The 26135-nt window shown below is 61.1% G+C and carries 23 protein-coding genes and 1 tRNA gene; 11 read left to right on the top strand and 13 right to left on the bottom strand.

The window, feature by feature from the left end; all coding sequences use genetic code 11:
- Window positions 1-49: 49 nt before the first annotated feature.
- The 4 genes from M2103_RS07895 to rpmH form a co-directional block, all read right to left on the bottom strand.
- The gene (locus tag M2103_RS07895) at window positions 50-1876 is read right to left on the bottom strand and encodes a YidC/Oxa1 family insertase periplasmic-domain containing protein (RefSeq protein WP_277509811.1); all 1827 of its coding nucleotides are present in this window, start codon (window positions 1874-1876) and stop codon (window positions 50-52) included.
- A gap of 47 nt (window positions 1877-1923) precedes the next feature.
- The gene (gene yidD / locus M2103_RS07890) at window positions 1924-2244 is read right to left on the bottom strand and encodes a membrane protein insertion efficiency factor YidD (RefSeq protein WP_345783549.1); all 321 of its coding nucleotides are present in this window, start codon (window positions 2242-2244) and stop codon (window positions 1924-1926) included.
- Between the two features lie 110 nt (window positions 2245-2354).
- On the bottom strand, window positions 2355-2741 hold the full coding sequence (gene rnpA, locus M2103_RS07885) for a ribonuclease P protein component (RefSeq protein WP_277509809.1): 387 nt from the start codon (window positions 2739-2741) through the stop codon (window positions 2355-2357).
- 52 nt (window positions 2742-2793) lie between these two features.
- The gene (gene rpmH / locus M2103_RS07880) at window positions 2794-2931 is read right to left on the bottom strand and encodes a 50S ribosomal protein L34 (RefSeq protein WP_277509807.1); all 138 of its coding nucleotides are present in this window, start codon (window positions 2929-2931) and stop codon (window positions 2794-2796) included.
- A 113-nt stretch (window positions 2932-3044) separates the two neighbouring features.
- Between rpmH and hemG the strand changes: the two genes are divergently transcribed.
- On the top strand, window positions 3045-4448 hold the full coding sequence (hemG, locus tag M2103_RS07875) for a protoporphyrinogen oxidase (RefSeq protein ID WP_277509806.1): 1404 nt from the start codon (window positions 3045-3047) through the stop codon (window positions 4446-4448).
- 25 nt (window positions 4449-4473) lie between these two features.
- On the opposite strand, the gene M2103_RS07870 is transcribed toward hemG, so the two are convergent.
- Window positions 4474-5973, bottom strand: coding sequence for a sigma-54 dependent transcriptional regulator (locus M2103_RS07870; RefSeq protein ID WP_277509805.1), 1500 nt, complete (start codon window positions 5971-5973; stop codon window positions 4474-4476).
- 198 nt (window positions 5974-6171) lie between these two features.
- On the opposite strand from M2103_RS07870, the gene M2103_RS07865 reads away from it, so the two are divergent.
- From M2103_RS07865 to M2103_RS07845, 5 genes are all read left to right on the top strand, one after another.
- Complete coding sequence (locus M2103_RS07865) at window positions 6172-6714, top strand: hypothetical protein (protein ID WP_277509803.1); 543 nt, start codon at window positions 6172-6174, stop codon at window positions 6712-6714.
- Window positions 6715-6773: 59 nt separating this feature from the next.
- Entirely contained in the window at window positions 6774-7646 is an 873-nt protein-coding gene (locus M2103_RS07860; protein ID WP_277509802.1) for a hypothetical protein, read from the top strand.
- 101 nt (window positions 7647-7747) lie between these two features.
- Window positions 7748-9526 (top strand): arginine--tRNA ligase, encoded by a 1779-nt coding sequence (gene argS, locus M2103_RS07855; RefSeq protein ID WP_277509800.1) that lies wholly within the window; start codon window positions 7748-7750, stop codon window positions 9524-9526.
- Between the two features lie 82 nt (window positions 9527-9608).
- Complete coding sequence (locus M2103_RS07850; RefSeq protein ID WP_277509799.1) at window positions 9609-10235, top strand: DUF4339 domain-containing protein; 627 nt, start codon at window positions 9609-9611, stop codon at window positions 10233-10235.
- Window positions 10236-10262: 27 nt separating this feature from the next.
- The gene (locus tag M2103_RS07845; RefSeq protein ID WP_277509797.1) at window positions 10263-11876 is read left to right on the top strand and encodes a YhjD/YihY/BrkB family envelope integrity protein; all 1614 of its coding nucleotides are present in this window, start codon (window positions 10263-10265) and stop codon (window positions 11874-11876) included.
- Window positions 11877-12011: 135 nt separating this feature from the next.
- Here the strand turns inward: M2103_RS07845 and M2103_RS07840 are convergent, their stop codons facing one another.
- From M2103_RS07840 to M2103_RS07825, 4 genes are all read right to left on the bottom strand, one after another.
- Window positions 12012-13271, bottom strand: coding sequence for a 6-phosphofructokinase (locus M2103_RS07840; protein WP_277509796.1), 1260 nt, complete (start codon window positions 13269-13271; stop codon window positions 12012-12014).
- A 546-nt stretch (window positions 13272-13817) separates the two neighbouring features.
- Window positions 13818-14855 (bottom strand): DUF362 domain-containing protein, encoded by a 1038-nt coding sequence (locus M2103_RS07835; RefSeq protein WP_277509795.1) that lies wholly within the window; start codon window positions 14853-14855, stop codon window positions 13818-13820.
- Window positions 14856-14970: 115 nt separating this feature from the next.
- Complete coding sequence (locus M2103_RS07830; protein ID WP_277509793.1) at window positions 14971-15843, bottom strand: DUF6599 family protein; 873 nt, start codon at window positions 15841-15843, stop codon at window positions 14971-14973.
- Between the two features lie 80 nt (window positions 15844-15923).
- The gene (locus M2103_RS07825; protein ID WP_277509791.1) at window positions 15924-17096 is read right to left on the bottom strand and encodes an aldo/keto reductase; all 1173 of its coding nucleotides are present in this window, start codon (window positions 17094-17096) and stop codon (window positions 15924-15926) included.
- A 171-nt stretch (window positions 17097-17267) separates the two neighbouring features.
- On the opposite strand from M2103_RS07825, the gene M2103_RS07820 reads away from it, so the two are divergent.
- Window positions 17268-18584: a citrate synthase gene (locus M2103_RS07820; protein ID WP_277509789.1), complete on the top strand. Its 1317-nt coding sequence runs from the start codon at window positions 17268-17270 to the stop codon at window positions 18582-18584.
- 26 nt (window positions 18585-18610) lie between these two features.
- Here M2103_RS07820 and M2103_RS07815 read toward each other — a convergent pair whose 3' ends face one another.
- Window positions 18611-19192 (bottom strand): hypothetical protein, encoded by a 582-nt coding sequence (locus M2103_RS07815; protein WP_277509787.1) that lies wholly within the window; start codon window positions 19190-19192, stop codon window positions 18611-18613.
- A gap of 143 nt (window positions 19193-19335) precedes the next feature.
- Between M2103_RS07815 and M2103_RS07810 the strand changes: the two genes are divergently transcribed.
- Together M2103_RS07810 and meaB are read left to right on the top strand one after the other, a co-directional pair.
- Window positions 19336-19818, top strand: coding sequence for a PTS sugar transporter subunit IIA (locus M2103_RS07810; protein ID WP_277509786.1), 483 nt, complete (start codon window positions 19336-19338; stop codon window positions 19816-19818).
- A gap of 18 nt (window positions 19819-19836) precedes the next feature.
- The gene (meaB, locus tag M2103_RS07805; protein ID WP_277509785.1) at window positions 19837-20988 is read left to right on the top strand and encodes a methylmalonyl Co-A mutase-associated GTPase MeaB; all 1152 of its coding nucleotides are present in this window, start codon (window positions 19837-19839) and stop codon (window positions 20986-20988) included.
- Between the two features lie 3 nt (window positions 20989-20991).
- On the opposite strand, the gene M2103_RS07800 is transcribed toward meaB, so the two are convergent.
- Complete coding sequence (locus tag M2103_RS07800; protein ID WP_108823920.1) at window positions 20992-21288, bottom strand: type II toxin-antitoxin system RelE/ParE family toxin; 297 nt, start codon at window positions 21286-21288, stop codon at window positions 20992-20994.
- A gap of 6 nt (window positions 21289-21294) precedes the next feature.
- Window positions 21295-21528, bottom strand: coding sequence for an addiction module protein (locus tag M2103_RS07795; protein WP_236919094.1), 234 nt, complete (start codon window positions 21526-21528; stop codon window positions 21295-21297).
- A 171-nt stretch (window positions 21529-21699) separates the two neighbouring features.
- Here M2103_RS07795 and tkt point away from each other — a divergent pair, with 171 nt between their 5' ends.
- On the top strand, window positions 21700-23694 hold the full coding sequence (gene tkt, locus M2103_RS07790) for a transketolase (RefSeq protein ID WP_277509784.1): 1995 nt from the start codon (window positions 21700-21702) through the stop codon (window positions 23692-23694).
- A 289-nt stretch (window positions 23695-23983) separates the two neighbouring features.
- On the opposite strand, the gene M2103_RS07785 is transcribed toward tkt, so the two are convergent.
- Window positions 23984-24060: transfer RNA gene (locus tag M2103_RS07785), tRNA-Val, on the bottom strand.
- Window positions 24061-24255: 195 nt separating this feature from the next.
- Here M2103_RS07785 and lepA point away from each other — a divergent pair.
- Window positions 24256-26049, top strand: a complete 1794-nt coding sequence (gene lepA, locus M2103_RS07780; protein WP_277509782.1) for a translation elongation factor 4 — start codon at window positions 24256-24258, stop codon at window positions 26047-26049.
- Window positions 26050-26135: the final 86 nt, after the last annotated feature.

Here is a 26135-nt window from a genome sequence, read left to right as displayed (position 1 = left end):
GGTGATTCTCGAATGATGAAATGTTATCGGGTGAATGTGAAGCCCGTGTTTATTTTTTCTTCGGGGGCGTCACGTTTTTCATCGGGCGCTTGCCCTTCGCCGCGGGCGCGGCTGCGGGCGCGGGGGCGGGTTCCTTGTCCTTCATGCGGTTGACGACGAGTTGCTGGCAGATGGTGAACAGGCCGTTGAGCGTCGAGTAGAGCGCGAGCGCGCAGGAGAAGTTGTAGAAGAAGACAATGAACATGAGCGGCATGAACTTCATTATCTTGACCTGCATGTTGTCCACGCTGGGAGAAGGCGTGAGGCGCATCTGGATCATCATCGTGGCGCCCATGAGGATCGGCATGATGTTGATCGGAAAATTCAGCCAGGGAAGGCGCGCGATGGTGTCGGGCGCGGAAAGGTCGCTCGCCCACAGGAAGCTCTGGAAGCGGAGTTCGGCGGTGCTTTGAAGCATGAAGAAGAACGCGACAAAGAGCGGCATCGTGATGAAGATCGGCAGGCAGCCGCCGAGCGGATTCACCCGGTGCTTCTTGAAGAGCTCCATCGTGGCCTGGTTGAGCTTTTGCGGGTTGTCCTTGAATTTCTCGCGGATGGCCTGCATCTCGGGCTGCACTTTTTGCATGCGCTTGGCGGAGCGCGACGCGGAGAGCGTGAAGGGCAGCGTCACGAACTTGAGCATCAGCGTCATCATGATGATGGCGATGCCCCACTGGCCGACAAAGCTGTGCATGAAAACCATGAGCCGGTTCATGATCGGCGAGAAAAAGCCGCTGAGCATGATCGTCCGGTAAAAGCCGCTGCTGAATTGCAGCACCTCGTCCTCGTTTTTCTTGGAGACTTTGGAGAACGAGCGGATGCGGGTGTATTCCTTCGGGCCGCCGTAATAGTTGAAGCCGAGCGTGGTCTCGGCGTTGGGCGCGAGCGCGGGCACGTCGAACGCCGCGCTCACGGTGAGGCCGACGGCGGGCGTGGTCATGCCGCGGAGCGGCGGCAGCTCGATGCGGCGCGTGATCATGCCGCGTCCGGGCTGGTCGGGCGTGAGCAGGCCGGTGAAGAACTGGTTGCTCACGGAGGCCCAGACAATCTGCTCCGGCGAGCTGACGTAGGGGACCGGGGCGCTGGCCCCGAAGCCGAGAAAGCCGCTGCCGCCGGCGAGCTTGGAGCGCTCGATGAACTTCGATTTCTCGCCGTTGTTGTATCCACTGGTCAAATACATGCCGTTGTCGCGCTCGTTGACGGGCGACGCCGTGCCGATGTTGAAGGAAAACGCCGGCATGGGCACGGCCTCACCGGTGAGGTTGCGGAGCGTGAGCTCGTGGCGGATGATGTAGGGATCGCCCGCGGCCTCGGGCGCGCCGGAGGGCACGATTGCGTAGCGACGCAGCACCTCGATGCGGTTTTCAAAAACCGTGCGGTAAACAACCTCGGTGGCCGATTGCGAAACGAGTTCGTAGGACACATGGCGGTCGAGTTTTTTCGACGTGAACGCGTCGGTTGTGAACGCGAAGATCGGGTCGGCGTGGCTGCCGTTGAAAACGAAGGGCTCGTCGCTGCTTTTTTCGTCGGCGTATTTTTTGAAGGCAATGTCCTCAATCGCGCCGCCGAAGTTGGTGAAGCGCGCCTGGATGTAGTCGTTCGAGAGCGTCACGTAGCGCGCGTCGTCGTAGGCGGAGGCGACCGGGGCGAAGGTCGCGTTGCTCTGCACGCCGGGCGCGGAGGGCGGCACGGCGGAACCGGGCGCGCCGGCGGGCGCGGGTTGCTGCGCGGGCGGCAACGGTTGCTGGCGCGGTGTGTTGCGCGAGCCCGTGTATTGCATGAGCCCGAATGCGGCGATCAGCAGCACTATGCCGATGAGGAGGTTTTTTTTATCCATTATACGAACGTTTTTTGGGAGAGAGTGTTTGGTTTTGTGAGAAAAATTCAGGCGACGCGTTCGCAACGGGGCCGGCGGCGCGGCGCGGGTGGAGGCACCGGGTCAAGACCGCCCGCGCTCAACGGCGAGCAACGCAACAGCCGCCACGCCGCCAGCGCGAGTCCGCGCAGCAAACCGTGCGCGCGGAGCGCCTCGGCGGCATAACACGAGCAAGTGGGATGAAACCGGCACCCAAACGCGGGGCCCGCAACCACGTGCAGCGCGGGCGAAATGACGCGCTGGTAAACGGCGATCAAAAACAAAGGAGCGGCGATCTCCAGGCCGCCGGACGGGGCGCGACGCACCCCGCCATCCGATTCCGAAACCATCGACATCTCCAGTCCTTGACCCTCAAGCCGTGCGAGGCCTTGCCTCGTCCGGCGGCCTGGAGACCGCCGCTCCGTGCGCAAGCGTTCTTTGTTCGATTGCATGGTTTTGTTCACGGTTTGGTTTCGGTTGGTTGTTTCTGAAAAGCCCTGCGGCAGGCGTCGGCAAATTTTTGCCCGATCACTGAAAAATCCGTTTTGTTAAGCGAGCGGCGGGCGACGAGCAGGATGTCGTGTCCGGGCGGAACGAGTTGCTGGTTTTGGCGGAAAACCTCGCGCAGCCGGCGCTTGGCGCGCGCGCGGGCAACGGCATTTCCAACCGCCGCGTAGGACGCGACCACTCCGACGCGAACAACCGGCGGCGCGGTTTCGGAAGCGTCGGCGTCCGGACGTTTGTAATGCCAAAACGCAAAGCCGCCGCATTCGAAGCGGCGGCCTTTTTCCCGCAAACTGCGGAAGTCGCGTTGCCGCCGCACATGTTGTTCGGGGCGGAAACGCATGATGCCGGCAAGTTAAGTCGCGTTGGATATCGAGATGCGGGACGCGACGGAATCAAACCACGGTCAGGCGTTTGCGGCCGACGCGGCGGCGATTGGCGAGGACTTTGCGGCCACCCTTGGTGGCCTTGCGCGCGCGGAAACCGATCTGGCGGGCGCGCTTCTTGCGATGTGGACGGAATGTAGGTTGCATGATTAGTCGAAAAGGGTGAAAGGTGACCGGACAATGCGGCGGGTGTAAAGCGGAAATATGTTTTTTTGTTGCGCGCCCCCCAAAGCGTCCCGTGCATTACCCCTCCACGCAAAATGAGCAACCAGTCCATCGCCGTCGTGGGCGGAGGCATCACGGGACTCGCCGCCGCCCACCATCTCGCCAGTGAAAACCGCCGCGTCCGCCTTTTCGAGGCGTCGGGGCAGCTCGGCGGCTCCATCCGCAGCGAACGCACGCCGGAGGGCTGGCTCATCGAAACCGGCCCCAACACCGTGCTGGACAAGACAAACGAGTTCAAGCGCTACCTCGACCTCCCCGGGCTCGCCCAAAGCCGCCTGCGCCCCGACCCGCTCGCAAAAAAACGCTTCATCGTGCGCAACGGAAAACTCATGGCGCTGCCCACATCGGCGTTCGGCGCGGCCACCACGAGGATTGTTTCGTTCAACCTAAAATGGCGCATCGCGCGCGACTTTTTCTTTTCGCGCCCGCGAAACCGCACGGAGGATCTCCCGCTCTCCGAACTCGCGCGCGAGCACTACGGGGACGAATTTATCGATTACGCGCTCAACCCCATGGTCGCGGGCATCTACGCGGGCGATCCGGAAAAACTCTCCGCGCGCCACGCCATGCCCTTCATTTGGGACGCGGAGCGCTCGCACGGCTCGATCGTCCGCGGACAAATCGCCCAGATGCGCGCCCGCCGCAAGGCCGGCATCCCGAAGGCCGAAATGCTTTCGTTCCAAAACGGCCTGCAGGAATTGCCCGACGCGCTCGCCGCGCAACTGCCAAACTCGGCCCTCGAAACCGGCGCGCGCATCGAATCAATCTCGCGCTGTGAAAGCAGTGGCGCGTCCGAACCGCGCTGGCTCGTCCGCTGGATGCGCGACGGCGCCGCGCAAACGGAAACATTCTCCAAGGTGCTGCTCGCCATCCCGCCCCACGCGCTCGCCCCGTTGCAAATCGCGCCCGATGCCGCGCGCCCCGGCGAATTCTTTGCACCGCTCGCCGGGCTCGGCGAAATCGCCTCGCCGCCGCTCGCCTCGCTTTTCCTTGGCTACAAGCGCGAGCAAATCGCGCATCCGCTCGACGGATTTGGCGCGCTCGTGCCGGAAGTCGAGAAGCTGCCGTTCCTCGGCGTGCTGTTCAGCAGCAGCCTCTTCGCAGGGCGCACCCCGCCGGGGCACGCGGCGCTCACCGTGATGATCGGCGGCACGCGCCAGCCGGGACTCGCAAGCTTGGGCGAGCAACAGCTTGTCGACCTTGTGAGCCCGCCGCTTGGAAAACTGCTCGGCATTCAGGGCGCGCCCGTCTTCCAGAAACTCACCACGCACCAGCGCGCGATTCCGCAATACAACGTCGGCCATGAAAAATACCTGTCATTGATCGACGAATTTGAGCGGGCGCACCCCGGCCTGGTCGTCGCCGGCAATGTTCGCGACGGCATCGCCGTCCCCGCGTGCGTCGCCTCCGGCGTAAAACGCGCCGGGACGGTCATGTGACGCAGGCCGGCTGTCCGCGACAGCGCTACGGTTTCAGCCCGTATTCATCGAGCCGTTTGCGCAAAGTGGCGCGCGTGATGCCAAGTTTTTCGGACGCGCGCGCAGTGTTTCCGTTTTCGGCCTTGAACACGCGAATTATCATTTCGCGTTCCAACCGCGCGAGAATGGGCTCGCCGGATTCGGAAAGGGTTTCGCGCAGGAAATCGAGAGCGCGCCCGGTTGTGAGCGAGGGCTCGGATTTGTTTGTTGAGGACGCCGCTGTTGTCGCGGGTTCGGACGCAGGAGCGCCGGAGTGTGTTTCATCCCGCACTTCTCCCACGGCGTCGCGCACTTCCTGCGGCAGGTCTTTCAGGAGGATTGTGTCGCCCTGGGCGATGACGGCGCTGCGATAGATTGTGTTTTCGAGTTCGCGCACATTGCCCGGCCAGCGATGGCGGGTGAGCACGGACATCGCCTCGGGGGAAACCTTGCGCGCGCGGGTCTTTTTTTGGCGGGCGAGGTTTTGCACGCAAAAATCGACGAGTGGCGGAATGTCGTCCGGACGGGCGCGAAGCGCGGGAATGCGTATGCGCACGACGTTGAGGCGGTGGTAGAGATCATCGCGAAATGTTTTTTCGCGGATCATGGCATCGATGTCCTTGTTCGTGGCGGCGAGGATGCGAACGTCGACCTTGATGGTTTCGCCGCCGCCGACGCGCTGGATTTCGCCCTGCTGGAGCACGCGAAGGATTTTCGCCTGCGTGGCCGGGGCCATGTCGCCGATTTCGTCGAGAAAGATCGTGCCGCCGTCGCAGAGCTCGAACTTGCCGATGCGCTGGTTGGTCGCGCCGGTGAAGGAGCCTTTTTCATGGCCGAAGAGTTCGCTCTCGATGAGGTTGTCGGGAATCGCGGCGCAATTGACGGCGATGAAGGGCTTTGGGGCGCGGCGGCTGTGCTTCCAAATGGAGCGCGCGACGAGTTCCTTGCCGGTGCCGCTTTCGCCGGTGATCATCACGGTGACGTCGCTGGCGGTGACTTGCCCGATGAGCTTGAACACGTCCCGCATGGGTTGCGAGCCGCCGACGATGCCCTCCTTAAAATCGTCGCTGGTGATGGCGGGTTTGTAATCGCTCGCGGCGCGGGTGTCGGCGCGGGCCTTGAGCGCGTTTTCGGCAAGCGCGAGCACCTTCTGCGGATCGAAGGGCTTCATGATGTAATCAAACGCGCCGTATTTCATGGCCTCGATGGCGGTTTGCGCGGTGCCGAAGGCGGTCATGAGAATGACCATTTGCCGCGGATTTACGGAGCGGATGTGCTGGAGCGCCTCGATGCCGCTCATGCCCCCCATGCGCACATCGAGAAAGACAAGGGCGGGCGGGGATTTTTTGACGATGTCGACACCCTGCTCGCCGCTGGCGGCCTCGACGATGTTGTAGTTGCGCGAGGAAAGCACGCGGGAGAGGGAATAACGCACCTCGGAATCATCGTCGATGAGAAGTATGACGGGGGGCGCGGATGAGCTGGCGGCGGCGGAGTTTTCAGGCATGGCGGTTTCGGACGATTGCAAATGACACCGGCCCGCGCGGTTAGTCAAATTGTCCAACGCCGTTTGGCGCAATAATAAGCGCAATTGCTGCAAGTTCAGATCAGTTTTACGATTTCTTGGGCGTGGAAAATGCCGCGTATTTTTCATCCGCGCATTTTTTCCTTCCTTGGCAAGGACGAAGCGGGCAAAGAACACGCCATGAAAAAACCACTACTCAACAAGTGTTTTGCGGGCCTGACCGCGGGATTTGCGATACTGGCGCTGACCGGCTGTCCGAGCGGGAACTCGACAAAGAAGGTCGTTGGCACGGTGACGAAAAAAACCGTCGAAACAGCCAAGGGCGTTTTCTCCGGCATCTCCGAGGGCATTGACGAGGGACGCAAACAAACCACGGGCGTGGACGGTGCGAGCGTGGCAACGACCTTTGCCGAAATGCAAGGCAAGGTGAGCTTCGAGATTCTGAGCGTGGAGGACGACGAGACGCGGGGCGCGGTGATCGTGACACTCGGCCTGGCAAACGAAACGGACGCGCCAATCCGTGTGAGCGGACTCGCGGCATCCGACCAAGTCATGCTTCTCGACAAGTCCGGTTATGTCGCCCGTGTGCAGCGCGCGCCGACGAACGTCACGATTCCCGCGATGGCGAAGGAAAAGGCCCGGCTTGAGTTCACCGGCAAGGCTGCGGATTTTGCGACCCTGCGCCTGCTCGGCGGCGAAGTGTCGCTAAACGAACGGGAATAAGCGGAGCGCAATCCACCCGCCTCCGGAACAATACGCTCTCAATCTCCGCAACAACCCACATGAACGCGTCCCCTTCCTTCGTTCGGCGGCGTTGCGGGGTTTTCACCAAAATCACAATCGGGCTGGCGGCGATTGCGACCCTGGGTTTGCCGGAGGGGACACTGCGCGCGGCAAAGGGCGACATTGATGTGCTCGTGGCGCCGGACCGCACCGCCGAGGGGAAAAACTTTGTGCCGCCGACCGCGGAAAAACCCCGCCATTGCATCATACACTCGGCGGGACCGATGGAGCTGGGCGCGGTTTACGCGGGCGAAAAAATTCCGAGGGAGGAGGAGGTCGCGCCGCACGTGAAGAAGGCGCTCGCATCGCAGCACTACCTCGAAATCGACAAGGACCATCCGGAGCCGTCGCTGCTCATTGTTTACAGTTGGGGCAGCATCAACGCCGACGAAACGGAGTTGGGCGAAGAGGGGGGAACCGCCACGACTCAACGCCACACGGCGGAGATGCTGGGCATCGTCAGCACGAACAAAATGGACCTGCGCCCCCACAGCTTTAACCGCAAACACAACCTGCCGGACTTGAGCGAAGGACGTTACTTCATTCTTTTCGGCGCATACGACTATGCGGCGCTGAAAGCCGGCAAGCCCCGCCGCCAGACAATGCTGTGGCGCACGCGCCTGAGCATTTACAACACGGGCCGCGGCTCGGCGCCGCTCGCCGAAGCGATACCGCGAATGTTGGAAGTCGGCGCAAGCTCGTTTGGCGCGGACGGCTACCCGGTCGAACTGCGCAACAAGCTCAAAAAGGGCAAGGTCACGCTTGGCGAGGCCGAGGTTGTGGAATACGTCATCTCCGGCACCGACGTGAAACCCGCGCCAAGGAATAAAACGAATCCAAAGGCCCCGAAGAAATCGAAAAATGCCAAGTAGGGAAAATCCCGGCGGGTTGGGTTTGGGGATTTTATTACCGTGGGGATTTCCGCGGATTTTTCTAGTTGCCGCCCCGCCCTTCCTGCCCGTCTTTTAAACGCATGCACGTTTCGTTCAATATCGCGGCGGATATCGACGCCGCCATGAAAACCGCCGTCGCCGCCTCAGGCATCGACGCGGGCGACTTCGCGCCCGATGTCCGCACCGCCGATCCGCGCCACGGCGACTTTCAGGCCAACGGCGTCCTCGCCTTCGCAAAACGCAACAAACAAAACCCGCGCGCACTCGCCGAAAAAATCATCGCCGCGCTCCCCGGCGAAACCAAAGCCCGCTTCGACACCGCCATCGCCGGCCCCGGATTCATCAACTTCACGCTCAAGCCCGCCGCGCTCGCCGACTGGCTCAACACTTACGACTCCATCCAAAAACTTTCGGCCGGCGCCTCGTCCGCCTACGCGGGGCAGACATGGGTCGTCGATTATTCCTCGCCCAACACCGCCAAGCAAATGCACGTCGGCCATCTGCGCTCGGCCGTGATCGGCGAGGCGATTTGCCGGCTGCTTGAGTTTAGCGGCGCAAAAGTAATCCGCGACAACCACCTCGGCGACTGGGGCACGCAGTTCGGAAAACTCATCTACGGTTACAAGCGCTGGCTCGACAAGGACGCCCTCGCGCGCGATCCGATCTCCGAGCTCGAGCGCCTCTACAAACTCGGCAACGAAGCCACGCCCGACGGCTCGCCCGAACTCGAGGAGGCGCGCCAGGAACTCGTGAAACTCCAGCGCGGCGACTACGACAGCCTCGAACTCTGGAAACTGTTTTCCGAGGTCAGCAAAAAAGCCTTCGACGAAATCTACAAGCAGCTCGCCATCAAGTTCGACCACTACCTCGGCGAAAGTTTCTACAACGACAAACTCCAACCCGTGCTCGACGAGCTCCAAAAACTCGGACTCGCCGAGGAGAGCCAGGGTGCGCTCGTCGTTTTCCATCCCGAGCACCCGCGCTTCGCGAAACAGCCATTCATCATCCGCAAAAGCGACGGCGCGTCGAACTACGCCACCACCGACCTCGCCACGATGCTCTACCGCGTCGAGCATTTCCACGCCGACGGCATCGTGATCCTCACCGACTTCCGCCAGTCCGACCACTTCGAGCAGCTCGCGCTCACCGCCGAAAAATGGTTCGCCAAAACCGGACGCCGCATGCCCCGGTTCGCCCACGTCACATTCGGCGCCGTGCTCGGCGAAAACAACAAGCCGCTCAAAACCCGCGACGGCGACACGATCAAGTTGAAGGATCTCCTTGGCGAGGCCGAGGAACGCGCCCACGCCATCGTGAGCGAGAAAAACGCGAGCCGCCCCAAGGCCGAGCAATTCACCGACGAGGAATGCCGCGCCATTGCGCACTACGTCGGCATCGGCGCCGTGCAATACGCCGATCTCTCGCAAAACCGCTCCAGCGACTACCTCTTTTCGTGGGACAAAATGCTCTCCCTCGACGGCAACACCGCGCCGTATCTTCTCTACGCGATCGCGCGCATCCACAGCATTTTCCGCAAGGCCGGCATCGAGCCGGAAGCCCTGGCCGCAATCGAAAAGGAGGCCGCGCCGCTTGAGACCCCCACCGAGCTCGCCCTTGCGCGCAAACTCGTGAAGTTTCCCGACGCGCTTCGCCTCGCCACCGACACGCTCCGCCCGCATTTCCTCGCGCTCTATCTCTACGAGCTCGCGGGCGATTACAGCGCGTTCAACAACGCGGACAAAGTGCTCGTTGACGACACGCCGGTTCGCGCCCGCCGCCTGCTTCTTTGCGCGCGCACCCAGCTCACGCTCAACACCGGCCTGAACCTCCTCGGCGTGCGCACGCTCAAGCGCATGTAGCACAAACTGCCAAGCCTGCATTTTTGCCGATTTCCCTTCCTTTCCGAACCACGAGCAGACTTGGCGGTCTGCGCCACAAAGAATGCCTCCTTCCCAGCACGAGTATTACATCCGCCAGCCATCCGACACCGACGCGCGCGGACCGTTCACGATTGAACAACTTTCCCAGCTCGCCGAATCGGGCGGGCTTAATTCGAGCACGCTCCACTTCGACGCCAACACCGACCAGTGGATATCGCTGTTCGAGGTGCCCGAACTGGCCGCGTTGCTGCCCAAAAACACCGCGAAAAATCCGGCACTTCCCGCGGCTTCGTCTCCGCTCGCGGCGAAACTCACCGTCGTTCTCCTCGCGGGCAGCGCGCTCGCGCTGTTGCTCCCCATGCTCAAAAGCGTGGACACGCTCAATGCGAACGCCCTCCTGCAATATCCATGCTTCTGGCTCGGCGCGCTCGACCTTTTGATGGCGTTGTGCTGCGGCGTGTTTGGCGCGCGATTCTTCCGTTTCGTCCGCGTTCGCACGGGACTCGGGCTCGGTTTTCTGGGCGCGCTTTTTTGGCTGCAGGCGAACACCGGCGCGCTTGTTGCCGCGCTAGTCGCGTCGATCTGCCTCTGGCTGGCAACAACATGCGCCGCTCCGCGCGCGCTCATCGCAAACGCAATCGCAGGCTTGGCAGCGCTCGCGACACTTGCCTTTATATTGCTCACATAAAACCGTCCGCCACGCGCGGCCACCGACATGATCCGCACACTCCTCAACCTCAAAAACCGCGCCGTCTCCCTCTACACAAAGGAAATCTGGCAGTCCACGCACATGGGGGAAAAATCCCCGCGCGGCTGGGCTTACGCGTTTCTGCGCGTCATCTCGATCACGATCACCGGCACGCTGGCCACGCGGTCGTTTGCGCGCGCGGCGGCGCTCAGCTTCACCACGCTGCTCAGTCTCGGGCCGCTCATCGCGCTTGCGGTCATGGTCGCGGGTTTCGTGCTCAAGGACCAGGACCCCGACATGATCGCGAACAAACTCAACGACGCGATCAAGTTCGTCGCGCCGCAGGTCGACCACTACGAGGAAATCAACCAGCAAAGCCGCCGCAATGGACGCGCCAGAAACTCCTCCACCGAACGCCCCCGCCCCCAAACACAATCCCCCGCCCCGTCCACCACTGTTACGACTGCTGAAAAAGCACCCGCCGAGCCCACCCAACCCAAGGCGACACAGCGAAAAGTCCGCCCCGAAATCGTCCGCCTCATCAACAACTTCATCACCAACGCCCGCTCAGGCACCATCGGCGGCATCAGCGCGATCACGCTCATCACGATTGTGATTTTCCTCTTCGGTGCGATCGAGGATGTGTTCAACGACATTTGGGGCGTGCGGCGAACGCGTTCGTGGCTCACGCGCGTCGTGTTTTATTGGACGATTCTCACGCTTGGCACGATCATCTTTTCGGTCGCCATCACCACGCTTTCGGCGGCGACTTTCGAGAATTTCTTCCGCGAAAAAATCCCCTTTGGCACGCAAATGATCGCCGCCGCGAATTTTGTCATGCCCGTGGCCATCGCCGTGCTTGCGCTTGGGGCGCTCACGCTTTTCTACCGCTTCATTCCCAACACGCGCGTGTTCTGGCGCGCGGCACTCGCCGGCGCGGTGACCATGTCGGCGCTCCTTGTGGGCAACAACCTGATCGCATTCGCGTATTTTCGCCGCATCGAAATCACGCAAAGCCTGTATGGATCGCTCGGCATCGTGCCGGTGCTCATGCTCGGGCTGTATGTGTTCTGGATGATCGTGCTCATCGGCGGGCAGGTCAGCTACGCGGTGCAGAACGTGCATTTTCGCAACAGCCAGATCGCCTGGGGCACGCTGTCGTTCACCCGGCGCGAACGCCTCACGCTCATCGTGCTGCTCACCATCGCGCGGCGTTTCCAGGCGTGCATGCCGCCGTGCACCGTCTCGCAACTCGGCGACACGATCAAGGCGCCCGCGCAAATCCTCAACGAATGCCTCAACCGCCTGAAGGACCTCGGGCTGATTTCAGCCGTGCCGCCGCCGGCCAAACGCGAGGCGGCGTCGGACTATCTGTATCAACCGGCGCGGCCGCTCAACCGCATCACGCTCGGCGAGTTCAAGGAGCTCTTTGAGAACATTGGCGAGGACCCCTCGGGCATGCTGCTCGACAGCATTGATCCCGTGAGCGCGCAGTATCACGCCGCGATCAAGGCGATAAACCGCGAGCCGGTTTTCACCAAAACGCTCGAGCAGCTTTTCGCCGAAAACCCGATCGACGGCACACACCCGCCCTTCGCATTCGGCGAAAAACTCAAGCCGGCCCAAGGCGGAACAACTTAAACCGGCATAAATCGACTTGAGTCGATTCAAGTCGATTTACGTTGAAACGAGCCGGGACAACCACACGCAAAAAAAGCGCCGCAAAACGCGGCGCTTTGAGAGAGAATTAAGTGTGCGTGCGTGTTTGCCGCCGGCTCAGATTTCGTATGCGGGGAGCGCTTTGTCCACGCGCACTTTTTCGAGTTTCACGAAGGCGGGCAGGCCGTTTTCGTAGGGAACGACCGTTTCGCCCTGGATGAGCGGCTGCGCGTAGCGGATGAACTGGTTGCTCATGCTCACGCCGTCCTCGTTGATCCACTCGCGGGGGAGTTTCTTCACGCCGTTGGCGATGTCGCCAAGCGGGGCGAGTCCGGTTTCGCAGCTGTAGTGGTCGGTGTCGCCGCGCAGGAGCGTGACCATTTTGTCGGTCTCGGCTTCAACGACGGCGGCTTTGACCGCTGCTTGTCCAGCGAGATAGGCCTCGTCGGCGTCGGCTTTCGAGCCGCCAATGACCGCGGCGCGCTGCGCCATGCCGAGCTTGACGGTGCGGCATTTCACGGTCGGGAAGTTTTGTTCGACAAGACCCTTCAGGTAGTCGGCCGCGCCACCGAGCTGGGCATGGCCGAAGGCGTCGGTTTTGTCATCGGCGGAAACGTAGTTGCCGTCGGCGTCGATGAGGCCCTCGCCCACGACAATCATGCAGTATTTTTCGCGCTTGAGAACGCGTTGCACGTCGCCGACGAACTTCTCTGTCGAGAAGGCGACCTCGGGCAAATAGATGAGGTGCGGGGGATCGTTGGGCTGGTCGCGACGCTTGGCGAGCGCGGCGCCGGCGGCAATCCAGCCCGCGTTGCGACCCATGACCTCGATGATTTGCACGAGGTCGTGCTGGCCCATGGCCTCGTTGTCGCAGGCAACCTGGCGAACGGTGGAGCAGATGTGCTTGATGACGGAACCGTAGCCGGGGCAATGGTCGGTGACGGGCAGGTCGTTGTCGATGGTCTTGGGAATGCCGATGACGCGCAGGTCGTAGTTTTGCTCTTGGGCGAGCTTGGAAATTTTGTCGGCGGTATCCTGCGAGTCGTTGCCGCCCGCGTAGAAGAAGTAGCGGATGTTGTGCGCCTTGAAGACCTCGAGAACGCGCTCGAAATCCTGCTGTTTCTTGAGCTTGTAGCGGCAGGTGCCGAGCGCGGCACCGGGCGTGTAACGGAGGCCGCGGATGACCTGTTGCGATTCGGAGGCGAGGTCGACGAAATCCTCATTAAGGATGCCGAGCACGCCGTTGAGCGTGCCATAGATTTCCTCGATGCACTCATGGTTGAGTGCTTCGGAGACGACTCCGGCTACGCTGGCGTTGATAACGGCGGTGGGGCCTCCTGACTGGCCCACCAAGACATTTCCTACAAGTTCGGCCATGGTGTTGTGCGATGTGATTTTGGTTGTTTGGGTGCTGATAAATTTGTGTGAAGGTCAAAAGAAGTAACTGTGCCCGCTTGCTGGCAAATCAATTCTAAGGGAAGCCCAAAAGAACCTGCCGTTTCGAGGCGAGCGGGCTTGCCGTCTGGGTGGAGGCATAAAAGAAACTGTTTCGGTGAAACAGCCCCGCCAGGATTTGAAACACCGCGCGCCTCCCCAAGGCCAGACACCCGCCGACTAAAAAAACGCCTTCGCCTTTCACGAGGCGTTCATGCAATCAGGCGACATGCGCAATACGAAACGGCGGAACGCTCATCCCCAACGGGGATGAGTCCCTTAGCCCGGGTTGGTGCGAGCCGCGAGCGCCTACCCCGGGTGCCATGAGAAAGATACCGCAACCCGTTGGGGTTGTTTGTCATATTCACCATACCCAAGGTAGCTCGCTGCGCTCGCAACCTTGGGCTAGAGGACAGAAGCCCGTTGGGCTTCAAGCAATGTCCCTTTTATTTCGCACTCCTTGATAATCTCGCGCTAAAGCGCGACCGCTCATTTGTCCACATTGATCACGCGCTCCGGGGTGATGCGCGTGGAGCCGACGCCGAGCGTTTCGGCAAAACCGAGCGTGTGAATGTCCTCGGACACCGCGCGGAAGCCGTTGCGTTCGCGCCAGCGGTTGATGCGCTCCAAAACCATCGAGTCGAGCGCCACTGGGTCGCTGCTCAACCAAAGCACCGGCTCCGACACCGTGTAGAGCGAGTTAAAATACGGCCCGCCGATGTATTGGTAGTGCTCCAGGCTCGCAATCGTGAGCGCCCACGTCTGGCGGAGCTCGGGGATCGCGCTCATCTCGGCGACCGCCGCGGGCGCGTTGGCCGGACTGCGGAAAAAGCGCGCCGTGTTGCTCGCGTTCCAGAGCGTCGCGTTCACCAGCGAGCCGTTGATGCCGAGAATCGGATGGTCGGTGAACACCGGCAGGTTGATCCAAAAATCCGCGTCGAGAAAGAGCGGCGTGGCGAGGAAGCTCTTGCGGTCCTGCTCCTTGGTCGTGTTCGGATTTTGATCCTCCACGCTTTTCTCCGCAAAAATCGAATCGAAGCGCGACGGCAGCGGGCTGTCGTAAAACCAAACCGGATCGTAATACCGGCCCGACTCCAGCACGTAAACCGGGTGCCCCTTGAACGGATAATCTCCTTGCGCGTATGCCGGCAGGTATCCGGTCATGCGCAGGCGCAGCTGGTTCAACCCGACAATGAAAATACCCTCCGTTTCAAATCCGCGCCTTTCCATCGCGGCAATAACCGCCTTCACCAGCGCGATCGGCGTGGCCATGCCAGGCCCCGAGTCCGTGTAGATTTTGAGCCCCACTTTTTTCTTCGGTCCCGGCGCGAGTTTGCGCCCCGTGGACGCCTCGTATTTCGAGAGCAGCAGCTCGACCTTCGCGTCATAGGCGCCCGCGTCGAACTTGGGCAGCCCGGCCTCCCATACGGGAGTCGGCCCTTGCGCCGCCGGCATGTCGGCCGCGCGCGCAAATGCCGCAACGGCCAGTGTCGTTGTGAAAAGCAGGATCGCTCTGAAAAATCGCATGAGAAAAAATAAGTCGCCTACCGGGAGGAAAAGTTTCGTGAATTAACGCTTAATGCCAGAATGCATTTGGGGTTAAAAGGGAAATCGCATGCACAGGGGGCGCGCCTCCGGCCTTCTACTTCACGGCTTCCGCAAGCCGCGCCAAAAGCGCGCTCGCATCAATGTCGGCGCCGCTGTCGTTGGTGATGCCGAAGAGGTATTGGCCGCGCCAGAGCATCGGGATGTCGCCGTTGAAGCGGTCGGGCATCACAAACGCGCCTTCTTGGGGCGCGGATTTCTGCCGGTTGAATTTTGCGTAGTCGCCGAGCAGCTTTTCGATCCCCGCCTTTGTTTTTCCGTCTATGATAAACATGGCATAGTCCTTCCCGTTTTTGTCATAGGTGGCGCTCCATGCGGGGAGCATGAATTTGTGGCCGAGGAAACTGTCAACGATGTAGGTCTCGGAGAGCGCCCGTTTGTTCTTCCGCGGAAACGCCTTCAGGATTGCGGGAAGCGCGGCGGCGGGGTCAATTTTGGCCGCGAGCGTGCGCGCGACTTTTTCCATCATGACCGGGGTTTCCGGACTTTCGTCGGAGGTCGTCACTTTCACATACATGCTGCCGGATAGAAAATGAACCAGGCCGGCGGCGCGATAACCCTCAGCGCCAATTTGGAGGAAGGCTGGCCCCGGCGAGCGTTCGGCGGAGTATATGGCAAAGGCGTCAAACGGCGTGGCGTGGCGATACATTTGCAGCGTCACGTATTTGTCCGTGCCGTCCTTTGTGTAATCGACGGAGGTCATCTCGGCAAAGTTGCACTTCAGATACCCCTCGGCCGCGCCGTTGATGCGGTCGAAAAGATTATCACCGGTGAAAACCTCAACTTGCTTGGAAATCGTCCAGCCGTCGATTTTCGGCAGCATGGCGACGAGTTCCCTCGGGGTTTGGGCGAATGTGAGCGCGGCGAAAACGACGGGAAAAACGAATAGTGCGAGGATGATTTTTTTCATGGTATGAATAAGCCCCATGCGACCGGCGGGATGAACGGGACAAACGAGACGGGATGAACGCGGTGTTTTGCGCGATTTGGCTACACCAAAAACTCGTCGGGCACGTTGCGAATGCGGGAGATGTCGCGGATTTTTTCGGCAACGAGAAACCCTGAGCGGCAGTTGACGGTGCAGGTTTCGCAATCGCCGCAGGGATTGTCGGGCAGGCCGAGCTCGGTGATGGTTTCCTTGGCGAGGCCGGGCTGGCGATAGCCGTGCGCATACATGTAGGCGCGCATGAGGTCGGGGATCGGCAGATTTTGAGGGCACTGGCCGTCGCATCCGTGGCATTGCGTGCAGTAGAGCGAGGCGACTTTTTTGCCGCCGTCGATGAACGCCTTTTCCTCGGGCGTGTAGGCGAGACTGGCGGCGGATTCGAGGCACACGTCGAGTTCGTCGAAGTTTGTGTAGCCGGGAATCGCCGTGGTCACGTTTTTATCCCGCAACGCCCACTTGAGCGCGGCGGACACGTTTATGTCTTTCGCGCCGGCCATTGTTTTCATCGCGACGATGCCGATGCCGGCGGCGGCGGCGCGCGCGATGGCGGATTTTATATCGAGGCTTTGCTGCTTCTTGAAATTATACGCCGTGAGCACGACCTCATAAAACTTGCCCTTGATGACGGCGTCGATGACCTCGGGCTCCTTGTCGTGCGTGGAGACGCCGCAATGCTTGATGCGCCCCTGTTTTTTCAAAGTTCGCATGACATTGTGGATCGGTTCGTGAAGCACGGCCTTCCCGGAGTTGACCCCGTGGAGATAAAGGATGTCCACGTATTCAAGCCCGAGGCGCTCCATGCTCGTGTTGAACTTTTCCATGAAAATATCCGGGGCGTTGTCGTTGAAGATTTCCCGGCGGACGCCGACTTTCGTCGCAATGACAAACTGGTCGCGCGGCACGCCCTTGAGCACCTTGCCGAGCATGGTTTCGTTGTTGCCGCGCTGGTAACTGTGCGCCGTGTCGAAATGCACGACGCCGTTGCGCAGGGCCGCCCTGACGAGGTTGGGATTGTCGGCTCTCATCACGCCCATGCTGAGGACGGGGAGCTTGATGCCGGTTTTGCCAAGGGGGCGAACCTCGAACTTCGGCGGCTGCGGCGCGACGGTTTTTTCACCGGCTGAAGGTTGCGCGCGCAGCGCGGATGACAGAATCAGGCCCGCGCCTCCGGTTGCGGCATGACTGAGAAAACGACGGCGGTTTATGTTTTTTTTCATAATGCTTATGAACGGGGTGATTTTATTGGAGTTGTTTTTACCCGCGACGTTTTTTGGTCTGCGCCCGCGAGTCCGCTGGTCAAATTTTCGCTAAAGGTGAAAAGAATATTTGCACAAAAAACGCAACTTTTCTTTGCATGCCGCGCAATCCAGCCTGCATTATCCACAACCATGTCCTCCGACGCCCTCCTCAAATTCAACAACAAGGAACTCACACTGCCGGTCATCACAGGAACCGAAGGCGAAATCGCCATCGATATGAGCCGCTTGCGAGCGGACACCGGCGCGATCACTTTCGACGAAGGCTACGCCAACACCGGCTCGTGCAAAAGCGAGGTCACCTTCATCGACGGCGAAAAGGGAATCCTGCGCTACCGCGGCTACCCGATCGAGCAGCTCGCCGAAAAATCCAACTTCGTGGAAACCGCCTATCTAATAATGAACGGCGAGCTGCCCAAGCCCCACGAACGCGCCAGGTTCGGACGCCTCCTCTCGGACAACGCCGCGCTGCGCGAGGGCATGGTGCGCTTCATCCAGAACTTCCCGCGCGACGCGCATCCGATGGCCGTGCTCTCCGCGAGCCTCAACGCCCTCGGCGCCTACTACCCGCACCTCGCCAGCAACAACCACCAGCAGGACCTCGAGCACTTCGACGAGGCCGCCGCCGTCGCCATTTCCAAGGTGCGCACCATCGCCGCGCACACCTACCGGGTGAACATGGGCAAGCCCTTCAATTATCCGCGCCCGAACTTCGGCTACTGCGAAAACTTCCTCCACATGCTGTTCACCGACCCCTACAACGAATACATCGCGAAGGAGGAAGTCGCGCGCGCCCTCAATCTCTTCCTGCTCCTGCACGCCGACCACGAGCAAAACTGCTCGACCTCGACCGTAAAAATGGTCGCCTCCGCCGGCGCCAATCTCTTCGCCTCAATCGCCTCCGGCGTGTGCGCGCTCTGGGGCCCGCTCCACGGCGGCGCCAACGCGGCCGTGATCGAAATGCTCCAGCACATCCACGACGACGGCGACGACGGCACGAAATTCATCGCCGCGGCAAAGGCGGGCAAGGGACAGCGGTTGATGGGCTTCGGCCACCGCGTGTATCGCAACTACGACCCGCGCGCAAAAATCATCAAGCAAAGCTTCCACGACGCGCTCGCGAGCCTCGGCATCAAAAACGACCCGCTCCTCAACATCGCCATGAAACTTGAGGAAGCCGCGCTCAACGACGAGTATTTCATATCGCGCAAACTCTACCCGAACGTCGATTTTTACTCGGGCCTGATCATGCGCGCCATCGGCCTCCCGACCGACATGTTCACCGTGATGTTCGCCATCGGGCGCATGCCCGGCTGGATCGCCCAATGGCGCGAAATCGCGGCAAACCCGAAAGGCAGAATCTACCGCCCGCGCCAAATCTACACCGGCCACACACTCCGCGACTACGTGCCCATGCGCGAACGCATCGAAGCCGCGAAGCGCGCGTAACGCGGACGCGGACGTTTCGTTTTCGGCTACTTCACCAGCTTCACCTTCGCTTGGGTTTTCACCCGCTCAAACTCCAGAAAGAAGCTGCCCAGCACGCCCGGCTTCACGCGCACCTTTTTGACGCGCGGATCGGGGCCGCACGAATACGAACCGGAAACCACCTTCCAGCGCTGTCCGTTTGAAAGCGTGAAAACCGTGCCCTTCTCGAACCCCGCAAACGTGCCCGCCAGCTCAAGCTCCATCGTGTTGTATTCGATCTCGGTGCCGGGATCGACCTTCACCTTTTGCCGGTTCGGTTTGGGCGGGGATTTTGGTTTTGCAGTTGCCGCGTCCGTCGCAACCACCGCCACTGGTTCATCCCCGATGGGCTTGGCCGCAGCCTGCGTTTCAGCGTTCGCAACACACGCCCCCGCGGCATGCGCCCGCACAAGCGCGTCGAGATGCGCCCGCTCGGCGGCGGACAATTTCGTCAAACCCGCCGCCTCGTAGTCGGCCTTGCTGAGCCCGCCCGAAAATCCCGCGCCCGCGCAAACTTCAGGGGCGAAAAACAACCCCGCCGCGCAGGCGGCCAGCGCCGCCGTCAACCGAAGGAAACGAAGAGAAGTCATGCCCGAGTCATGCGCGGCCTTCGCGCGGGCTGCAATTTTATTTGCTTCTTCAAAAAATCGTTTTCTTGGGCGATTCCTCCCTTGCAAACTCGCGCGCGCGGGCTCTCTCTGTTTCTTTGCTTAACCATCAACCGACATCAGCAATGATTGGCCGCCTCTCACAACTCCTGGACCCTTCCCGCGTCACGCTCTCCATCAAGAGCGCGCGGAGAACCGCCGCGATCAACGAAGTTGCGCGGCTCCTCGACGGCCACCCCAATGTCACTAATTTCCAGGGCTTCTACAACGAGCTGCTCGCGCGCGAACGCCTCGACACCACCTGCCTCGGCAACGAAATCGCGATTCCGCACGCACGCACCGAGCATGTGCAAAAAATCGTGCTCGCCGTCGGTCGCAGCGAGAAGGGCGTCGTGTTTGAAAACTGCAACCAGATCGTAAAACTCATGTTCGTGCTCGGCACGCCGAAGACAAATCCCGGCACCTACCTCGCCATCGTCAGCGCGCTCTGCCGCCTGCTCAAGGAACCCGAAAACCGCGAGGTTCTCATGAACGCGACAACCCCCGGGGAATTCATCCAAGCCGTTGTCGCCGCCGAGGAAAAACTCTTCGGCGTTGACGCCAAGTAACCGCCATCCCTTTGCGCCGTGTCAGAAAAGCCTGAAAAAAATCCGCACACACCCGCGCACGAACAACCCGCGACGGGCGGACGCCCCGACTGGGTTCCGGAAAACGCCGGCTCCGCCTTTGCCACCTGGGTGATCGAGGGCGTGAAACAAACCGGCGACTTCGCGCCGCCCTCCGCCACCCCGCCGCGCCGCCGCAAGCTCTCGATCGACGACTACGTCGAGGGTATCCAAAAACAGGATACGACCATCCTCGCGCGCGCGATCACGCTCGTCGAAAGCAGCGTCGCCGCGCACCAGGAGCAGGCGCAGCAGCTCCTCGCGCGCATCCTCCCCGACACCGGCAAGTCCATGCGCGTCGGCATCACCGGCATCCCCGGCGCGGGCAAGAGCACCACGATCGAAAGCCTCGGCACGCACCTCTGCGAAAAAGGCCACCGTGTCGCCGTCCTCGCCGTCGATCCGTCGAGCAGTGTGCACGGCGGCAGCATCCTCGGCGACAAGGTGCGCATGGAAAAACTCGGACGCCAGCCCGGCGCATTCATCCGCCCCTCGCCCTCGGGCGGTTCGCTCGGCGGCGTCGCGCGCAAAAGCCGCGAAACCATTCTCCTCTGCGAGGCCGCCGGCTACGACGTGATCATTGTCGAAACCGTCGGCGTCGGCCAAAGCGAGGTCACCGTGCGCTCCATGGTCGATTGTTTCCTGCTCCTCTCCATCGCCGGCGCGGGCGACGAAGTGCAGGGCATCAAAAAAGGCATCATGGAACTTGCCGACATCATGGTCGTGAACAAGGCCGACGGTGATAACAAAATTCGCGCCATGGCCGCGCGCGCCGAACTCGAACGCGTGCTCCACTACCTGCGCCCCGCCACCGAAGGCTGGACCACTCCCGCGCTCACCGCGTCCGCGATCACCGGCGAGGGCATCGACAGGGTTTGGGAAACCGTGCTCAACTTCTTCAAGACCTGCCGCGAAAGCGGAATCCTCGACGAACGCCGCCGCGACCAGTCCATCGCATGGATGCACTCGCTCATACGCGAGGCGCTGTTGAGTGAGTTTTACCAGGCCCCCGGCGTGAAGGCGCTGCTCCCTCAAATCGAGCACGCCGTCGCCAACGACCAAAAACCCTCCCTCGCCGCCGCCAGGGAACTGCTCGCGCTCTGGAAACGGTGACGCTCACCCAAGCCGCCGCTTCCAATAATCCGGCTCGCGATGCAGGTGCATGATCGCGACCACCCACACGCAGTCCGGCTCGTCGAGATAAACAACGGCAAATGGAAATGAACGCCCCAAGTTTCTCCTTGCAGGCGGCTCGTATTGTCGGAACTGCGCCGGGGATTTTCTGATTTCCAAAATCAACCTTTCGATCTCGTCATAAAAACGCCCGCCCAATTGCCGGCTTATGTTCGCGTAATGTTTGGCTGCGACGGCATATTCCTCATCGGCCTCGGGGTGAAGAACGACGGGCTTCATCGGGCATCACCTTCCGACGATTTGCCTGATTTTTTTCGATGACTGCTCCGCCGGAATGCCCTTGATTTTTCCGCTCCGAATATCGCCGATGCGCGAATGAACGACCGCCGACCACGCGGCGGAATGTTCCGCATTCTGGCCGCCGTGAGACTCCATCAAAATACGATCGACCAGTTCCGCCACCACATCACGCGGCAGCGAACGTGTTTCATTCACGATCTGGTCAATGGTCATCGGCATCTTGCTAGAATGGGACAACATCCGGTGTTTGCAACCCCGCAAACGCCTCGGCGTCAAAACGCCGCGCCATTTTTCCCTTTTCACGCATCTCCCTTGCCTCTTCACTTTAAACCTTTGTCTTTTTCACCAAACGCATAACGCGCCTTTTTACAGCACCAAAAAACAACCATCATGGCACTCGAAACCAACCTCCTTGCAAAAGCAGCCAACCAAGCCCGCGGCCTCGCCATCGACGCCGTCCATAAATGCAGCTCCGGCCACCTCGGCCTCCCGCTCGGCTGCGCCGAAATCGGCGCCGTCCTCTACGGCGGCGCCCTCCAGCACAATCCCGCCGATCCCAAATGGCTCAACCGCGACCGCTTCGTGCTCTCCGGCGGCCACGGCTCCATGTTCCTCTACGCCTGGCTCCACATGAGCGGCTACGACCTCCCGCTCGACGAGGTCAAAAACTTCCGCCAGCTCCACAGCAAGACCCCCGGCCACCCCGAGTTCGACGAAACCCCGGGCGTCGAGGCCACCACCGGCCCGCTCGGCCAGGGCATCGCCAACGCCGTCGGTTACGCCGTCTCCGGCAAAATGGCCGAGGCGCGCTTCAACACCCCCGAGCACACCATCTTCGACAACCACATCATCACGCTCGCCGGCGACGGCTGCATGCAGGAAGGCGTCGCCATGGAAGCCGCCGCCTTCGCCGGATTTCAGGGTCTCGACAACCTCATCCTCATCTACGACTCAAACGACGTCACCCTCGACGCCATGGCCGACAAGTCGCAAAACGAAAACACCGCCGCCCGCTTCAAGGCCATCGGCTGGGACGTGATCACGCTCGCCGAGGGCCACGACATCGCAGCCATCCACAAAGCCGTCAACAAGGCCAAGAAAGCCAAGACCGGCAAACCGCAGCTCATCATTGCAAAAACAATCATCGGCAAAGGCATCGCCGAAGTTGAGGGCACCTCGAAAGGCCACGGCGAGGGCGGCGCGAAATTCGCCGCCGCCGCGCGCGCCGGACTCGGCCTACCCGCCGACCAGCTCTTCCACGTGAGCGACGACGTCAAAGCCTACTTCGCCAACCACAAAAAACGCCTCGTCCGCGCCTACAACAAATGGGGCAAAACCTACAAGGCCTGGCGCGAGGCCAACCCCGACAAGGCCGCGATCCTCGACTCGCGCAACACGCCGATCAGCGCCGCGCACCTCGCCGAAAACGTGATCCCGATGTTCGCCGCCGACGCCAAGCTCGCCACGCGCGCCGCGGGCAAGGAGATACTCCAGCCCCTCGCCGCCGAGCTCCCGCTCCTCGTCTCCGGCAGCGCCGACCTCTACGGCTCCACGCTCAACTACATCGCGGCCTCGGCCGACTTCGACAAAACCAACCGCGCCGGGCGCAACATCCGCTACGGCATCCGCGAGCACGCCATGGCCGCCATCAACAACGGCATCGCCTACGACGGCATCTTCCGCACCTCGTGCGCCACGTTCCTCGTGTTCGCCGACTACTCGCGCCCCTCGATGCGCATCGCCGCGCTCGCCAAGCTCCCCGTCACCTACATCTACACGCACGACTCGGTCGGCGTCGGCGAGGACGGCCCCACGCACCAACCCGTTGAAACCGTCAGCGGCCTCCGCGTTATTCCGAACATGGACGTCATCCGCCCCGCCGACCCCGAGGAAACCGCGGGCGCCTATGCCGCCGCGCTCGAGCGCACCGACGGCCCCACGCTCCTCGCGCTCACGCGCCAGGCGCTGCCGATGCTCAACGACATCCCGCCGCACATCCGCCGCGCCGGCGTGTTGAAAGGCGGCTACGTCGCCATCCAGGAAACCGCTCCGCTCACGCACATCCTCCTGGCCGCCGGCAGCGAAGTGCAGCACGCCGTCGCCGCCGCGAAAATCCTCGGCCCCGGCGCGCGCGTCGTCTCGATACCCAGCTTCAAGCGCTTCAACGAGCAGCCGAAGGAATACCGCGACTCGATCCTCCCGCCCGACTGCCGCAAGCGCGTCTCGATTGAGGCGGGCGTGACGGCGCTCTGGCGCGAATACGTCGGACTCGACGGCATCTGCATCGGCATCGACCGCTTCGGCATCAGCGCCCCCGGCGGCACCGTGATGAAAGAGCTCGGCATCACCGCCGAAGCCGTCGTCGCCGCCGCGCAATCGCTGTAAGGAAACGAATATCAAAAACAATCTTCTGCAAAAGCGGCGGCCTAAAAAAGTCCGCCGCTTTTTTTGGAGCGGCACAGGCTTCCAGCCCGTGGGATCCGGCCTTACCATCGGCAGTCCGAAAGCAGATTGTGGAAACTCTCTTGGTCTGAAGAAAAGGGTGCCCAAGCGAAGAGCCCTTAAAAATCCCGTCGCCTTTCCAAAATCCTCGGCGACTTGCTCATTCCCATGAAAACCTCTGTTTCACAAGAGGCGTTATCAACGCTGACCGCCTCGCAGCTTGCCAAAAAAATGGTGGACGCTACTGGACTCGAACCAGTGACCCCGTGCGTGTGAAGCACGTGCTCTAACCAACTGAGCTAAGCGTCCGACAGTTTTTTGCCCGCAAAAATAGGCGGGAGCACAAAACCGTGCCCGCCTGCGCGCGGAAATCAACACTGATTTTTCCGTAATTTCGCCGCTTGCTCCCGCGCGCTTCCGCCTGCAACTTGACGGGTTTCAAATCACACGCCAATCAACACGAATCGCGACGCCCTTACCGCACCAGACTTTTTACGCACCAGAATGGACGAAATCCTGACACGCAATTTCTGCATCATTGCCCACGTCGACCACGGCAAGACGACGCTTTCCGACCGCCTGCTCGAACACACCAACACCGTCGAACAACGAGTCCTCACCGACCAGCACCTCGACGCCATGGACCTTGAAAAAGAGCGCGGCATCACCATCAAGAGCCACCCCGTCACCATGCACTACCGCGCCAAGGACGGGCGCACTTACAAGCTCAACCTCATGGATACGCCGGGGCACGTCGACTTTTCCTACGAGGTCTCGCGCTCGCTCGCCGCTTGCGAGGGCGCGGTGCTCCTCATCGACGCGGCGCAGGGCGTCGAGGCGCAGACGGTCGCCAACGCGCATCTCGCCACCGGACAAGACCTCAAGGTCATCCCCGTCATCAACAAGATCGACCTTCCCAGCGCAAACCTCGACCTCTGCCTCCAGCAACTCGAGGACATTCTTTTTATTCCGCACGACGAGGCCATTCTCGCCTCGGGCAAGTCCGGCATCGGCATCCAGGATATTCTGGAGGCCGTCGTCACGCGCATTCCGCCTCCGCGCTGGCGCGACCACAATGGCACGCGCGCGCTTGTCTTCGATTCGCTTTACGATTCCTACCGCGGCGTCATCACTTACGCGCGCGTCTTTTCCGGGGCGCTGCGCGCCGGCGACGGCATGACGCTGATGAGCACCGGCCAAAAGGCGGAGATCAAGGAGGTCGGCATCTTCACCCCGAAGATGGTGAAAATCGACATGCTCGGCGAGGGCGATGTCGGTTATGTCGTCTCCAACATCAAGGACACTTCGGACATCAAAATCGGCGACACCATTACGCAAACGCGCCAGCCCGCCACCGAGATGCTCCCCGGCTACAAGGAGGTGCGCCCGATGGTTTTTTGCGGACTGTATCCGCTCGAGTCCAATGACTACGAAAAACTCAAGGCCGCGCTCGGACGCCTCCGCCTCAACGACGCCGCGTTTCAATACCAGTCGGAGAGTTCCCTCGCGCTCGGTTTCGGTTTTCGCTGCGGGTTTCTCGGACTGCTGCACATGGAAATCATCCAGGAGCGCATCCGGCGCGAGCACGACGTGGAAATCATCTCCACCTACCCGAGCGTCGTTTACCATGTGAAGGCGCACGGCCTGCCCGAGATCGACGTGGACAATCCCGTGCTCCTGCCCGATCCCGGCACCATCGAATACATCGCCGAACCCACCATCCGCGCGTCGATCCTCATTCCCAACACCTGCATGGGCGACATCCTCTCGCTCATCATGGAAAAACGCGGCGTCATTGACCACACCGACACACTCGACGCCAACCGCGTCATGCTCACCGCCATCCTTCCGCTCAACGAAATCCTCGTCGATTTTAACGACCGGCTGAAGAGCGTCACGCACGGCTACGGCTCGATGGATTACGAGCTCGGCGAATACAAGGCCGACGACCTCGTCAAGATGGACATTCTCATCAACGGCGAGCCGGTCGACGCATTCTCAAGCATCGTGCACCGAAGCAAGGCCGAGGGAAAGGGCCGCGAGCTTTGCGAAAAACTCGCCGAGATCATCCCGCCGCAAATGTTCCGCGTGGCAATCCAGGCCGCAATCGGCGGCAAGATCATCGCGCGCGAAAACGTCCGCGAAATGCGCAAGGACGTGACCGCAAAATGCTACGGCGGCGACATCACCCGCAAGCGCAAGCTCCTCGAAAAGCAGAAGGAGGGCAAAAAGAAGATGAAACAAATCGGCAAGGTTTCGATCCCCCCGGACGCGTTCATACAAGTTCTGAAGAACTGAAAACCTGAAGGCTGAAAAAACAATCGCCCAAACCGCTCAAATCATACACCAACGAACCTTCAGCCCTCAGGCTTTCAGGTTTTCAG

Source organism: Ereboglobus sp. PH5-5 (assembly GCF_029504805.1).
In the GTDB taxonomy this organism is placed as follows: Bacteria; Verrucomicrobiota; Verrucomicrobiia; order Opitutales; family Opitutaceae; genus Ereboglobus.
The sequence above is the reverse complement of the archived record's forward strand: the minus strand, read 5'-3'. Positions and strand labels throughout refer to the sequence as shown.